General features: G+C 41.1%; 12 protein-coding genes. 1 reads left to right on the forward strand and 11 read right to left on the reverse strand.

What is annotated here, in order from left to right; all coding sequences use genetic code 11:
* Positions 1 to 565: 565 nt before the first annotated feature.
* The 11 genes from cccB to M3182_RS05425 form a co-directional block, all read right to left on the reverse strand.
* On the reverse strand, positions 566 to 886 hold the full coding sequence (gene cccB, locus M3182_RS05375; RefSeq protein WP_251426275.1) for a cytochrome c551: 321 nt from the start codon (positions 884 to 886) through the stop codon (positions 566 to 568).
* Between the two features lie 52 nt (positions 887 to 938).
* Positions 939 to 1,805, reverse strand: coding sequence for a YitT family protein (locus tag M3182_RS05380; protein ID WP_251426276.1), 867 nt, complete (start codon positions 1,803 to 1,805; stop codon positions 939 to 941).
* A 203-nt stretch (positions 1,806 to 2,008) separates the two neighbouring features.
* A protein-coding gene (prfB, locus tag M3182_RS05385; protein ID WP_251426277.1) for a peptide chain release factor 2 occupies positions 2,009 to 3,110 on the reverse strand; the annotation gives its coding sequence in 2 pieces (ribosomal slippage) (positions 2,009 to 3,037 and positions 3,039 to 3,110; 1,101 coding nt in all).
* A gap of 167 nt (positions 3,111 to 3,277) precedes the next feature.
* A complete protein-coding gene (secA, locus tag M3182_RS05390) occupies positions 3,278 to 5,791 on the reverse strand; it encodes a preprotein translocase subunit SecA (protein ID WP_251557305.1) in 2,514 nt (837 codons plus the stop codon).
* A 731-nt stretch (positions 5,792 to 6,522) separates the two neighbouring features.
* Positions 6,523 to 7,371: a DUF1028 domain-containing protein gene (locus tag M3182_RS05395; protein ID WP_251557306.1), complete on the reverse strand. Its 849-nt coding sequence runs from the start codon at positions 7,369 to 7,371 to the stop codon at positions 6,523 to 6,525.
* Between the two features lie 78 nt (positions 7,372 to 7,449).
* The gene (gene hpf, locus M3182_RS05400; protein WP_251557307.1) at positions 7,450 to 7,995 is read right to left on the reverse strand and encodes a ribosome hibernation-promoting factor, HPF/YfiA family; all 546 of its coding nucleotides are present in this window, start codon (positions 7,993 to 7,995) and stop codon (positions 7,450 to 7,452) included.
* A 177-nt stretch (positions 7,996 to 8,172) separates the two neighbouring features.
* Positions 8,173 to 8,886, reverse strand: a complete 714-nt coding sequence (locus tag M3182_RS05405) for a ComFC family protein (RefSeq protein ID WP_251426281.1) — start codon at positions 8,884 to 8,886, stop codon at positions 8,173 to 8,175.
* On the reverse strand, positions 8,883 to 10,385 hold the full coding sequence (locus M3182_RS05410; protein WP_251557308.1) for an ATP-dependent helicase ComFA: 1,503 nt from the start codon (positions 10,383 to 10,385) through the stop codon (positions 8,883 to 8,885). Before M3182_RS05410 ends, M3182_RS05405 begins: the two co-directional genes overlap by 4 nt.
* A 167-nt stretch (positions 10,386 to 10,552) precedes the next feature.
* On the reverse strand, positions 10,553 to 11,392 hold the full coding sequence (locus M3182_RS05415) for a DegV family protein (protein WP_251557309.1): 840 nt from the start codon (positions 11,390 to 11,392) through the stop codon (positions 10,553 to 10,555).
* 276 nt (positions 11,393 to 11,668) lie between these two features.
* Positions 11,669 to 12,355: a response regulator gene (locus tag M3182_RS05420; RefSeq protein ID WP_251426284.1), complete on the reverse strand. Its 687-nt coding sequence runs from the start codon at positions 12,353 to 12,355 to the stop codon at positions 11,669 to 11,671.
* A gap of 79 nt (positions 12,356 to 12,434) precedes the next feature.
* Complete coding sequence (locus tag M3182_RS05425) at positions 12,435 to 13,580, reverse strand: sensor histidine kinase (protein ID WP_251426285.1); 1,146 nt, start codon at positions 13,578 to 13,580, stop codon at positions 12,435 to 12,437.
* Positions 13,581 to 13,859: 279 nt separating this feature from the next.
* Here M3182_RS05425 and M3182_RS05430 point away from each other — a divergent pair, with 279 nt between their 5' ends.
* On the forward strand, positions 13,860 to 14,498 hold the full coding sequence (locus M3182_RS05430) for a YigZ family protein (protein ID WP_251426286.1): 639 nt from the start codon (positions 13,860 to 13,862) through the stop codon (positions 14,496 to 14,498).
* The last annotated feature ends 65 nt before the right edge of the window (positions 14,499 to 14,563 follow it).

Raw genomic sequence — 14,563 nt, forward strand, 5'->3', positions numbered from 1 at the left:
TTAAAAAAGGGCTATTAGATTGTTTTATGTACGATATTGTAACTTACCTAACTGAATATGAGGTAGGTAAGGGTCGACATCTCCGTATTCCTGTTCCCTGTTCCTTCATTTATTCTACTTGTATTGGCCACGTTGCCCCTTCTATGTTACTACTACTTCTTTCTACCTTTTTTCCACCTGGAATTCCTCTATATTACAGCTAATCCTTTTTTTCTGCCGTGGTGGTCAGGTAGAACCCGTGTATGTTACCGTTAACTCCCTTTTCTCCCTTAGTTGGTCACGTAGACCTCTTCTATGTTACCGCTACTTCTTTTTTTCCACCTCTTCGGACACATAGAACACTTCTATGTTACCGCTACTTCTTTTTTTCCACCTCTTCGGACACATAGAACACTTCTATGTTACCGTCAACACCTTTTCCTCCCCAATTCGGGCACGTAGAACTCCCTCAAACTCGTTAGCAAATCCATTTACCCAAAGTAAAAAATCCCATAAAAGGGACAATAAAAGTGCAAAATAAAAAGGCTGCGAGGTCTTAGTCTCACACGCCTTTTGGGTTTTGCTATTATTTTTTAGCGGCAAGCCACTCTGCTACTGCGGATGCTTCTTCACCTTCAAGTAACTTAGGAGGCATTGTGCCTTGTCCATTAGCAATGATGTTCTCAATCTCTTCTTGAGAATATTTGCTACCAATTGCTGCTAGCTCTGGACCAGCTCCCCCTTGTAGTTCGCCACCATGGCAACCAGAACAGGATTGCGCAAACAATGTTTCAGGATCAGCCTTTGCAGTTTCACCGCCACCATCAGCAGCATCGTCACCACCACCGCCACATGCGGCTAGAGCGAGGGACGCTCCAAAAAGCAATCCAATTAATTTCTTTTTCACGCTTATAACCCCCTACAGAAAATTTTTCCTACATTCCTATGATATACCATTCCTACTCCCTTTTAAAGCCTTCCCCAAGGACCTCGGAAGCATCCGTAACAATGACGAATGCATGTGGATCAATGGCTTTGACTATTTGTTTCAACTTTGTGAACTCTGTCTGATCCACGACACACATCAGGATCGGACGTTCTTGGTCAGTATACCCGCCATATGCTGTTAGTTTTGTCATACCTCTATCGATTTTATTCAAGATTGCTTCACGTACTTCTTCTTGTTTTTCAGTTATGACCATCGTCATTTTCGATCGTCCCATTCCGACTTGCACCAAATCAATTGTTTTGCTGGTTACATACAAGCCAATAATCGCATACAATCCACTTTCAATATCAAAGATGGTTGCTGCCCCGAGTACAATTAAGCCATCGATTACGGCTACGGATGTTCCAAGCGAAAGTCCTGTGTATTTGTTTACGATTTGTGCAGCTAAGTCGGTTCCGCCAGTTGAACCCTTTCCACGGAATACAATCCCAAGACCAATCCCGACCCCAATTCCGCCAAATAAAGACGCTAATAGAGGTTCCATCGTCCATGGCTCCAAATCCTTAGTCAAATAAACGACTAACGGCAAAAAAGCCGTGCCAACCAATGTCTTCATCCCATACTGGCGGCCACCTAAAAGCATGACCCCTGCAATAAATAACGGAATATTAAAAGACCATTGAACAAAAGCTGGTTCCCACCCAAATAAATGAGCAAGTATGATACTGATCCCACTCACTCCACCGGATGCGATTTGGTTAGGGAGTAAAAATAAGTTAAAAGCTAACGCAACTAGCGCTGCCCCGATTAAGGTATATATGTATTCAAGAGCCTTCCTGAATTTTGGATTTAACTGAAAAGCTTTCTTTTTTTTCAACTGAATGTCCCCTTAGATGAATTTTACCAGCGTCGAGTATAACATGGGAGGAAATGAGTGTAAACGCTAGCTGATTACCGTGGTAAAGGAATAAAACTTGTCTTAGTTATCAATAGAGGGGAGGTATTTTATGCGTAAATTTAACGTTTTCTCCAATATAAAAAGCGCGAATTCCATTAAATGAATTCACGCTTTGGCCGCTGTTAATTTATTTTTGAACGCAAGTACGCATCAATAAATGGATCAATCTCGCCATCCATTACACCTTGAACATTCCCAGATTCTGTATTGGTGCGATGATCTTTTACCATCGAATAAGGATGGAAAACATAAGAACGAATTTGGCTTCCCCAGCCAATTTCTTTTTGTTCACCACGAATTTCTGCCAATTGCTTTTCTTTTTCCTCGATTTGCAACTGATAAAGCTTTGCCTTCAACATCGTCATCGCACGCTCACGGTTTTTAATCTGCGAACGCTCTGTTTGACATGTAACAACGGCCCCAGTTGGAAGGTGAGTGATTCGGACAGCTGAGTCGGTTGTATTGATATGCTGGCCACCTGCTCCACTTGCACGGTACGTATCTATTTTTAAATCCTCAGAACGGATGTCAATTTCGATATCATCATTTAATTCCGGCATCACTTCACAAGAAACGAAGGATGTGTGTCTACGACCGGAAGAATCAAATGGGGAAATCCTTACGAGACGATGAACCCCTTTTTCAGCCTTCAAGTAGCCATAAGCATTATGACCCTTGATGGATAGTGTAACACTCTTGATTCCTGCTTCATCCCCAGGTAAATAATCAAGTGTTTCGACTTTGAAACCTTTCTTCTCTGCCCATCTTGTATACATTCTCAAAAGCATCGAACCCCAGTCTTGTGACTCTGTTCCACCTGCTCCTGGATGCAATTCAAGAATCGCATTGCTTTTATCGTATTCTTCGCTCAATAAAAGAGTGAGTTCAAAGTCCTTTAGTCGTTGCGACAAATGATGCAGTTCATCTTCAAGTTCAGCCTGAAGCTCTGCATCACTTTCTTCTTTTACCAACTCATAGGATACTTCTAGGTTTTCAAACGTTTCATTCATCTGATGAAAAGCATGAACCTGGTCTTTAAGAGCATTTGACTCATTAATAAAAGTCTGAGCTTTTTGCTGATCATCCCAAAATTCGGGTGCAAGCATGATTTCATCTAATTCAGCAAGTCTCGCTTCTTTTGTTTCTAAGTCAAAGAGACCCCCTAAAGTCCGCTAATTTCTTAGCTGTTTTTTCTAATTCATTCCGAATTTCTGCTAATTCCAAATTTGCTCACCTCGTAAAAAAAGATAATTACCATTATAGCTGATTTTATAACAATTAGGAAAAAGAGGCGGCGAAAATTTTCGCCGCTCCTCTTTTAATAGACTCTATATAGATAAGTTTGTGCTTTAATATATGCAACCATGCTGCGTAATGACTCTAACAATCCATTAGCCTTGTGCTCCGTGGCAATTTTTATATTTCTTGCCACTTCCACAATAACATGGATCATTGCGGCCAATCTCCATTTGCTTGACAACTGGCTTTTTCTTGGCCTTTTGCCCGCCTTCTTCTTTAGGATTAACCGCATGACCTTTGGCCACTTCTTGACGTTGAAGGTTGTTGCGAATCTCTGCTTTCATAATGTATCGAGCAACATCCGCTTCAATTGCCTCAACCATGCTTTCGAACATCGCAAATCCTTCCGTTTGATATTCACGAAGCGGGTCAATTTGTCCGTATGCTCGTAAATGAATTCCTTGACGAAGGTGTTCCATTTGATCGATATGGTCCATCCACTTTGAATCTACACTACGGAGCACAATTACCTTTTCAAATTCCCGCATTTGGTCAGACTGCATGAGCTCTTCTTTTTCATTATAGCGTTGTTTCACTTTATCAAGGATGACTTCAACGATTTCTTCCCGGTCTTTGCCTTTTAATTCTTCTTCTTTTAGGTCACCTTCGGTTAATAGGTTTCCGTTTACATAGTCAATGATTCCTTCTAGTTTCCACTCATCACTAGATTCACTATCTGCTGTGTAGGCAAAAACGTTTCGCTCAACTGTTGATCGAATCATGTTCTCAATGATCGCCCGAAGATTGTCTGACTCAAGTACTTCATCACGTTGCTTGTAAATAATTTCCCGTTGTTGACGAAGAACATCGTCATATTGGAGCAATTGTTTACGTGCATCGAAGTTGTTTCCTTCCACTCGTTTTTGAGCGGATTCGACGGCTTTAGTGACCATCTTACTTTGGATTGGCTGTGAATCATCCATCCCTAGTCGTGCCATCATATTTTTCATATTATCTGAACCGAAGCGGCGCATCAGCTCGTCTTCCATTGATAAATAAAACTGTGTAATCCCTGGGTCTCCTTGACGACCTGAACGACCACGTAACTGGTTATCAATTCGACGGCTCTCATGTCGCTCCGTACCAATAACAGCTAAACCACCAAGTTCTTTTACACCAGGTCCTAGCTTGATATCTGTCCCACGACCAGCCATATTCGTGGCAATGGTCACAGCACCGCGATGTCCAGCCTCGGCAATAATCTCCGCTTCACGACCATGGTTTTTCGCGTTTAGGACGTTATGCTTAACCCCTTTTTTCGTTAAATACTTTGAGATTAATTCGGATGTTTCAATGGCGACTGTCCCAACAAGTACAGGTTGTCCAAGAGCATTCCGCTGAGCAATATCCTCGACCACAGCACGGTATTTCCCATCCATAGACGCATAAATCAAGTCGGCGCGGTCGTCACGTTGAATTGGTCGGTTCGTAGGAATGACGACAACATTCATATTATAAATATTGCGGAACTCTTCTTCCTCTGTTTTAGCCGTACCAGTCATCCCCGCAAGCTTTTCATACATCCGGAAATAGTTCTGGAACGTAATTGTGGCAAGAGTCATGCTTTCGTTTTGAATTTCCAAGCCTTCCTTGGCCTCAATCGCTTGGTGCAATCCATCACTATAACGACGCCCTTTCATAAGACGACCTGTGAATTGGTCAACAATCACAATCTCGCCTTCTTGTACGACGTAATCAACATCCAAGTGCATACTGACATTTGCTTTTAATGCTTGGTTAATATGATGGTTTAAGGTTACATGAGAAATATCAAAGAGGTTCTCAATCTTAAAAGCTCTCTCCGCTTTAGTAATTCCCTCTTCTGTTAACTGAACACCTTTTGTTTTTTCATCATACGTATAGTCTTCGTCTTTCTTTAGCATTTTGACAAATGCATTCGCTTGAATATATAAAGCCGCACTTTTTTGAGCGGAGCCTGAAATGATCAATGGTGTACGTGCTTCATCAATTAAGATCGAGTCCACTTCGTCAATAACCGCATAATGGAGCGGACGTTGAACCTTCTGATGACTGTATAGCACCATGTTATCTCTTAAATAGTCAAATCCATATTCATTATTCGTTCCGTAGGTAATGTCTGCACTATAGGCAGTCTGTTTTTCTTCACTCGTCATGCCGTTTAAGTTTAAACCGACTGATAAGCCAAGAAACTCATAAAGTTGTCCCATTTCATTCGCGTCACGACTTGCTAAGTATTCGTTGACGGTGACAACATGAACGCCTTTTCCTGTTATCGCGTTTAAATAAACGGGCATTGTCGCTGTTAAGGTTTTCCCTTCCCCGGTTTTCATCTCGGAGATATTTCCTTCGTGTAGGGAAATCCCCCCCATGAGCTGGACTTTATATGGGTACAGCCCTAGAACACGACGCGCACCTTCCCGCACTACCGCAAAGGCTTCTACTAATAAATCATCCGTTGATTCACCTTGTTGATATCGATTTTGAAACTCTTTTGTCTTCCCTCTTAATTCGTCATCAGAGAGTTTTTCCATATCGCCACTCAAAGCTTCAATTTGTTCAGCAAGCCTTGTTAGACGTTTAATATCGCGTTTATTCTGGTCGAAAATTTTGTTTAAGATCCCCATGCTAACGCTCCTTTTATCTATTCATTCCAAGAAGGACATCTCAAAAATAAAAAAGATTCGTTTAAACAAGCAACGAATCCTTGAAAAATCCGTACTATTCCTACTAATTTTACCACTTACAAATTAGAGTGACAACTAAGATAGGATTCCACGAAAATGTAGATTATTAATCATATACGATATTGAAACAAAAACCTTGGAAATTCCACCATAGTACATGATTAACCTTCTTTAATTTGGAACATTCGGAATTGAACAACTTCTGCTAACCTTAGCAGAATTGCCTAAAAGCAAATCTGTCTTTAACAAATCAAATGTATAGATAAAACATGATTTCGTTCGGCCAGCCTCTTTAACATTTGTAAACCCAACCATAAAAGAGCGGACCTCATGAAACCAGAGAAGGAGTCAGCAAGGGTTGACGGGCTCGACGTGCATTAGCCAATAGCTAGTTGGTGAGGTAACGGCTTACCAAAGCCATGATTCGTAGCCGACCTCAATAAGCGGATAAATTTCTCTTATATAGAAATAGCACTAAAAAATAGATTATATAGACGGAGACATTCCGGCTATGAATTCAAAAAAGCGCAAAAATGGTTATTTTGCTTTGCTTAAGCGAAAAATTTCCGCTTATTTAACCAGAAACGAGCTCTATTCTGCAGTTTAACCGAAAAGTCTCCGCTTATTTTTTGGGGTGCAATTGTGAGGGTACAACTGCCATTGTAATCCCTTTAATTTCCTTGTTGATTTTTCATAAACTCGAGTACTTCTAAATCAATTTTGCCCGCGACTTGTTCTCGTTCCTCAAAATTCTCTGTATGAAGATATGCGGTGAATGCTTTATGAATTTCCTCATTACTTCCAGAGGTATCTTTTAAATAGCCAAGACGTGTTAGATGAGAAATAACTTCTTCTTTTACATTTCTTTCAATTGCAACGATATTCTCCGGCTTTGATTTTGCAAAGTACAGCTGTTGTAAACCATAGATTCGAATCAGTTCTTTTATAGGCTGTGGATGGTCGTCGACACGCAAATCAATAAACCGGTCATTATATCCCCCGTACCCACCAGCTTCCTTCACGACTAAAAGCGCTGCGGATTGTTGCCCTCTACTGTCTCCGCCTGCCTCCTGTCCGGCATCTAGCGCAGCTAGTAACCGCTCCGCTAAAGTCCCTTTTGTTTCCTTAAAAGTGTTGGTCATTGCCTCAACAGTACCTGGAACAAGGATATTTCCCTGAACCGCAAAATGCGCTCCGGTAATCCCGCCTGCCCAGTCATAACAAAACTTGCCGGTAAATGAGGCAGCAGTTCCATTGCGATCAATGATGCCTACCTGACGCATCTCTTTATCTGGGTCATCTTTCGTTATGATTTCCAACGCTTCAGCAGCACTTTTTCCTGCTGCCATTAGTTCAAGAGCTTGTGGCCCATAAGCAGTATTCGCATAGGATTGGGTCGCTACTGCCCCTACACCCGCTTTCGCAAACGGCACGACCGCTCCAACTCCTAAAAATTTGGATTGAACCGCAATTCCCCATTCTTTTTCTTTTGGATCATAGCCTACAATTGAAAAAGTCAAAATCCTATCCTCCGTTTCTTTTTAGAGAAGAAAACCCACAGCTCTCGAAGCGAACTGCGGGTTTTTAATGCCATATTTTTATTGAGCTTCAATTAAGCCATAGCGACCATCTTTCCGCTTATACACAACGTTAGTATTGTTTGTATCAGCGTTATGGAAAACATAGAAGTTATGACCTAATAGGTTCATCTGAAGGATTGCTTCTTCGCTATCCATTGGTTTCAAGTCAAAACGCTTCGTACGAACCAATTCTAGTTCGTCTTCATCTCCGTGTGGCTCTGTTTCTGTGAAGATTGGAGCTACATCTTTGATGCTGTCTTGGCCACGGAACTTTCTGTTTACTTTTGTTTTATGCTTACGGATTTGACGTTCTAATTTATCTGTAATCAAGTCAATCGCCGCGTACATGTCTTCATGAATTTCTTCTGCGCGGAGGACCAGGTTTTTCATCGGAATCGTGATTTCCACTTTAGATTTTTTATCCTGGTAGACTTTTAGGTTCACGCTTACGCTTGCATTAGGTGTTTCATTAAAATAACGCTCCAACTTGGACACCTTTTTTTCAACATACTCTCGAATAGCTGGAGTTACCTCAATGTTTTCACCACGAATGTTATAGTTCATAAGCGATACTCCTCCTTTAAAATTACTATGTATCTATACTTCTATTTTACCCTAAAGAACTCCTTCTTTAACAGTGAAAAGATGTGACGATTTATTGAAGTTTTCTTCGTGTTCATAGTAAAAATGTTGAAAAATACATTGATTTGTAACGAACCTTGTCGAGAAGAAAATGATTGCTTATCTAGCTACCGTTAGCGAGTGAACCTCTCTTGCTCCATTCGCCTTTAAGACTTTAGCAGCATGACGAAGCGTCGAGCCAGTAGTATAAATATCATCTACTAAAAGGATCTTGCTGCCTTCGATAGGATAAGACTCGTTAGGGTTCAATTGGAATACTTGTGGCAAGTGAATCCGGTCTTTTCTAGACTTTTTTGACTGTTTTTCAGCATGAAGACGCGTTAACAAATGTGTTGCCGGAAAACCCGCTTGGACGATGAGGGCTTCCGCTTGATTAAATCCTCTCTCATACAAGCGCTCTTGACTTAAAGGAATCGGTACAATCCAATCAAACAGTCCAAGACTCATTTTCCCGGCCAGCTCTGTCGCAAAAACACTTGCAATCAGATAATCGCCTCGATACTTAAATTTAGCGATAACCTCTTTTAGATAATCATTATAAAGATACAAGGACTGATTCTGCATGAGAACACCTTGCCATTCTGGCTCTTCTTCCCACCGAAGACAATCCAAACAAAGGTCATTACGGCTATATTGTTTATCTAAAGGACGGTAACATGCACGGCAAATCTCTCCAGAAATCCTTTCAAGATTATTATTGCAAGGGTCACAAATAAGTGTTTCTTTCTGATAAAGAAAAACACTTGTCCACGTAACAACCGGTTCAATTTTAGCATGGCAAACTAAACAATTCTTTTCTCTAAAAAGGGTCATCTGTCTAGTAACCCTCTCTTTAGTCCTTGTTGATTCATCGTGGTAATTTGCTTACGCGCCCTGACCATTGCCTCGGTCCGGCCATGATGAAAAAAGACAACATCACCAGTTGGGAATTGAGCACTTCGCCCTGCGCGACCCGCTATTTGCACAAGCGCACTTTCAGTAAAAATGGCATCTTCCGTCCCAATGATTGCCACATCAATATTCGGAAACGTCACCCCACGCTCGAGAATGGTTGTCGTTACTAGCAACGGAATCTCCTTATTTCGCATCAATCCTACTTTTTCTTTACGAATTGGGTCTTCTGCATGAACCATTTCCGTTTTCGGATGAAGCTGACGAAATAGAGGGAGCATTTTTTCCATTAATCTAATTTTTGGCGCAAACACCAGCACTTGCTTCCCTTGCTTCAGTCGCTGGTCAATCCAAGTATTTATATTGTTCGGGAGGGTATTTCTTTCTAACTGCTTCTCCCAATTGCCACACCAAAGAAAAACGGGAACAGGAAGTGGTTGCCGATGATAGCGTGCAGGAATGGTTACATATTGACGCTTTCTAACGCGACAATCACGTTGCCAAGCTTGGCTAGGTGTAGCTGTTAAGTAAATCATCGCGGAATGGGGCTTTCTTGCTTGTTGAACAGCGTATTGCAGCGATTCATCCATTGAGTAGGGGAAAGCATCTACTTCATCCACAATCATCGTGTCAAATGCGTGGTAAAAGCGTTGCAATTGATGAGTCGTACTAATCGTGATTGCAGCGTACTTATGACGATCTTCACTGCCTCCAAATAAGGAGGCAACTTCAATACCGGGGAATACTGCTTTGATTCGTGGCGTGAGTTCTAGAACTACATCGGTTCTTGGGGTAGCGATGCAAACACGATCACCTTTCGTTAATGCATATTCAATTCCCTTGAATAACACCTCCGTCTTCCCCGCACCACAGACGGCCCAGACTAGAAGTTCGGTAGAAGTGCTAATTGCCTGGACAACATGGCGAGAGGCTTCCTCTTGCCCTTGTGAAAGCTGGCCCTGCCAATGCAATAAAGGTTCACTTGCTCCGGAGTCATTTTCCTGTGGAGACGGTCCCAACCAGCAAATGAGTGGTGTACAAGAACTGATACGCCCCATCATGATACATTTCCTACAATAAACACAATTTTCACCACAGCGGGAACACGGATACGAAGCAAACCACTGCCAATCTTTTGTGCCACATCTCATGCATTCATACTTCTCTAATGTTTTCTTTAGTGCCGGGCGATAGGCAATATAACCATTTTGATAATGCAGTTGAATTTCTTCTAATGAGAAAGGGAGATCCTCAAGCAATAATTGCTTACCTGAAAGATGTCGTTGAAGATTTGGGTTAAACGTAAAAGAAGGATTAAATGAAGGTTCTGGAATAGTGGGAATTTCGCTTATTTTATAAGTGAGTTGTGAGGTTGAGAGCAAAGGCTCCGGAATGAGGTGAGGCTGAAGTGCAAATCTCATAACCAAACACCTAGGTTCATGGTTTTCATAAGATTCCCCTTTAAGATTTTATAGAGGTCTAACTTATAATATAAGATTTTAAAAAAAAAGCAGGGATAACATCCTAAAAAAAGCCACTTCCGTGCATTGAAAAAAGCTTAGAAGTGGCATGGTGATTTCAAACAGAACTACTTTTTATACCAACCCATCCCTAGGGACCCTTCCCCAAGGTGAGTACCAATAACAGGACCAAAATAACTAATGGAGAACACTACATTTGGGTATTTTGCTTCAAGCGCAGCTTTCCACTCGTTCGCTTCCTCTTCACGGTTTGCATGGATGATGACTGCACGATACGCTTCACCACTTACAGCATCTTTTCCTAAAAGATCCGCTACGCGATTGAGTGCCTTTTTCTTTGTCCGCACTTTCTCAAAAGGCTCAATCTTTTTATCAACAAAGTGTAGCAAAGGCTTAACTTGCAACAAACTCCCAATAAAAGCTTGTGCATTCGAAAGTCTTCCACCGCGCTGTAAATGACTTAAATCATCCACAATAAAGTAGGCACGCATCGTCTGCTTCATTTCTTCTAAGCGCGCAACAATCTCCTCGGCTGATTTCCCTTGTTGAGCCAGCTCGGCTGCTTCGATTGCGTAGAAACCTTGAACCATGCAAGCACTTTCTGAATCAAACGAGTATACATCAATTCCATCTACCATCGAGCCTGCTGAAACAGCACCTTGGAACGTACCGCTAATTCCACTGGAAAGATGGACCGAAATAACTGCATCATAGTCCTTTGATAACTGTTCAAACAGTTCTACAAACTGCCCAATTGGTGGCTGAGATGTAGTTGGCAACTCACTCTTTTTCACCTTCTCATAAAAATCCTCCGCTGTAACATCGATTTCTTCGCGGAGAGATTGTTCCCCGAAAATCACACTGAGGGGAATCATATGAATATTTAATTGATCGCGCATTTCTTTCGAGATATACGCGGTACTATCCGTGACAACAGCCGTTTTCATGTATAGAATTACCTACCTTTTTTTATATAGATAAGAAAGTTTTTAAATATAGTATAAGAACATTGTTCATTCAAGGACTTTTTACGTTCTAGAAGATTCCTTTTCTCTCTAGACTTGTATCTAAAATACATTTTATATGAATTTCCATCAAAATGCATTCTTTTGGCTAAAAAGATTAAAACATACTTACCACGAGGGCAAGTATGTCTTATACAGTGCTAATATTAGCTAGTCTTCAATTGTCGCTTAGCTCCCAATTAGGAGGAACTACCTTTCTTATCTCACTTCTACCCAGCCGTTTTTAATCGCAACAACGACAGCTTGAGTACGGTCATTTACATTCATTTTTTGAAGAATGTTGCTCACATGGTTCTTCACGGTTTTCTCACTGATATATAAGGAATCGCCAATGGCACGATTGCTTTTACCATCTGCTAGAAGTTGAAGAACTTCACATTCACGTCTTGTCAATAAATGCAATGGTCGACGAATCTCAACTGGTGATAGTGTGGCCACATTCCCTCCACCCTCTTGCATTGAAAGTCTTCTAAACTCTTTGACAAGGTTATGAGTGACTTTCGGATGAAGATAAGAACCACCTTCAGCCACGACCTTGACCGCATTGATTAGCGCATCGGCATCCATTTCTTTTAATAGATAACCGGTTGCTCCTGTCTTCAGTGCATGTGTCACATAGTTCTCGTCATCATGTATTGAAAGGATGATGACCTTTGCTAGAGGATACTTATCAATCAATTGACGAGTTGCGTCAATTCCATTGATATTCGGCATATTTATATCCATAATGATCACATCCGGGTGATGGAGTTCAAATAAAGCCATTACTTCACTTCCATCGTCCCCTTCAGCTACCACTTCAAATGAGCTTTCAAAATCAAGGATTCGTTTAACTCCTTCTCTAAATAATTGATGATCATCAATGATTACAATTCTTGTTCCCATTGTTTCGCCCTCCCAGTCCATCTCAGTTCTAATTTTCACATAGTCGCAGGCGACCTGTTTATTTTCTTGCTTATAGAATCTATGCTTGACTTGCAAGCGGGACGTGAATAACTACCTTTGTCCCAGAGCCAATTGTCGAATCGATAAAGATTTCCCCTTCGAGCAATTCAACTCGTTCCTTCATTCCCATTAGGCCAAAGGACTGCGTTTTCTTCGTGTTTAAATCGAATCCTTGTCCATCGTCCTCAATGATTATTTTAGCCAATGATTCTGTAATCTCTAATTCTACTTGAATAAGGGATGCTTTTGCATGCTTTAGTGCGTTTTGAACAGATTCCTGAATCAGTCTAAACATAGCAACCTCGTATTTTGTCGGAAGTCGCTTGACTTCTCCACTATAGCAAAAGCGGATTTTTGTCTTATGATATTCTTCGGTTGTTTGCAGGTATTTTTTGAGGGTAGGCACTAAACCTAAATCATCAAGTGCCATTGGTCGCAAATCATAAATGATTCTTCTGACCTCATACAAGGCGGAACGAACGATCACTTTTAGATTTCGAATCTCCGCCATTGCCTCCTCACCACTTCGTTCTTTATATATCTTTTCAATTAGATCTGAGCGCATCATCACGTTGGCCAGCATTTGTGCTGGACCGTCATGAATCTCACGAGATAATTTTTTCCGCTCTTCCTCTTGAGCTTCAATGATCTTTAGTCCAAAGTCCTGCTTTTGTTTGGCAGTTTCAAGAGCTTGTCCCATTTCACGAATATCGCTCATCATATAATTCATTACAACAGACATCTGCGAAGACAGGTCTTCTGCGCGGTCTAGTGTATTTGTCAGTCCACTCAACCGGTGCTCTAGTTCTTCTCGTCTTTCTTTTAACTGTTTTTCAAGCTGGCGCTTCATCGTCAGTTCCATTTGCAACTTGTGAGCCTCTTCGTAAGCCTCTCGAACTTCTGACTCTGAGAACTCTTTGAAGTGCTTGCTCACCTCGGATAGACGTTTTCGCGCTTTCAGTACCTGCTCTTCAAGTTTGTCTCCCTCATCAACGATTTTCACTCCGAGTTTTTTTACCTCGTCAAGTTCTTCGATAATGGATTCATACTCATGCCTACTTTGCTCAGCAATGCTAAAGACTTCATTCTTGGTGCTCGTCACGGTATCAATCATTGTTTCAAGAATATGATCTAGTGAATTGGTCTCTAGTTTTTTTAGTACCATCGTATTCCTCCGAGGATTCGGCTTTTTATAAATGATTATTAATTGCCTATATGCTCTTTGCTTTAGTTACTATTTTGTGTAAAACGAATTACTTAGCCAAACCGTGTTTAACGTTTACCATTTTTACAACATCCGTAGTGTAAATTTGATAATATGTCCTATTATACCATTGTTCTAGTTTACGAATATTAAAGTTTATTTACATTCATGGAGGAATTTGTCGTTTACGCGCTGTCGATTTATAATAGAAACAAGAAGATTTTAGAAAGGAGCGGTATCATGCTGCCCCGATATAAAACAGTAAAAGGTTACGGCGAACACGAAATCAACATTCAACGTTCCCGCTTTATTGCCTATGTGGATCGAGCCGAAACCGAAGAAGCAGCACAAGAATTTATCCAATCCATTAAAAAGAAGCATTGGGATGCTACCCATAATTGTTCCGCTTATCTAATCGGTGAAAATGACCAAATTCAAAAAGCGAATGATGATGGAGAACCAAGCGGAACGGCGGGTGTTCCCATCCTAGAAGTACTTAAAAAACGTCACTTAAAAGATACAGTCGTCGTCATTACCCGTTACTTTGGTGGAATCAAATTAGGTGCCGGCGGACTGATTCGTGCGTACGGAAAAGCCACTTCTGAAGGATTAAATGCTACTGGGATTGTTGAACGGAAACTCATGCGCGTAATGCACACCACGATTGACTATACCCTTCTAGGCAAGGTCGAGAATGAACTGCGCTCTTCCATCTACTCCATTAAAGAAATTCACTACCTTGATAAAGTGGAAGTTGAAACATTTGTTGAAGAACAAGACACAGCAAATTTTTCAGCCTGGATGGTTGAGTTAACAAACGGACAAGCAGAGCTAGCTGAAGGCGAGATGCTCTATTTAGAAGAACCATTAAAGGAATAATGGTTCTTCTAAATAAGAAGCCGCATCAATGATCCGTAATCCCAAAAAGAGAAACTTGCCTTTAT

It is taken from the genome of Mesobacillus maritimus (assembly GCF_023715205.1).
Classification (GTDB): Bacteria; Bacillota; Bacilli; order Bacillales; family Cytobacillaceae; genus Mesobacillus_B; species Mesobacillus_B maritimus_C.

Excerpts from the sequence above, each read along its gene's own strand:
- M3182_RS05430 (WP_251426286.1), top strand. The coding sequence starts at position 13,860 with ATGCTGCCCCGATATAAAACAGTAAAAGGTTACGGCGAACACGAAATC.
- hpf (WP_251557307.1), bottom strand. The coding sequence starts at position 7,995 with ATGAACTATAACATTCGTGGTGAAAACATTGAGGTAACTCCAGCTATT.
- M3182_RS05420 (WP_251426284.1), bottom strand. The coding sequence starts at position 12,355 with ATGGGAACAAGAATTGTAATCATTGATGATCATCAATTATTTAGAGAA.
- secA (WP_251557305.1), bottom strand. The coding sequence starts at position 5,791 with ATGGGGATCTTAAACAAAATTTTCGACCAGAATAAACGCGATATTAAA.
- M3182_RS05415 (WP_251557309.1), bottom strand. The coding sequence starts at position 11,392 with ATGAAAACGGCTGTTGTCACGGATAGTACCGCGTATATCTCGAAAGAA.
- M3182_RS05410 (WP_251557308.1), bottom strand. The coding sequence starts at position 10,385 with ATGAGATTTGCACTTCAGCCTCACCTCATTCCGGAGCCTTTGCTCTCA.
- M3182_RS05425 (WP_251426285.1), bottom strand. The coding sequence starts at position 13,580 with ATGGTACTAAAAAAACTAGAGACCAATTCACTAGATCATATTCTTGAA.
- M3182_RS05405 (WP_251426281.1), bottom strand. The coding sequence starts at position 8,886 with ATGACCCTTTTTAGAGAAAAGAATTGTTTAGTTTGCCATGCTAAAATT.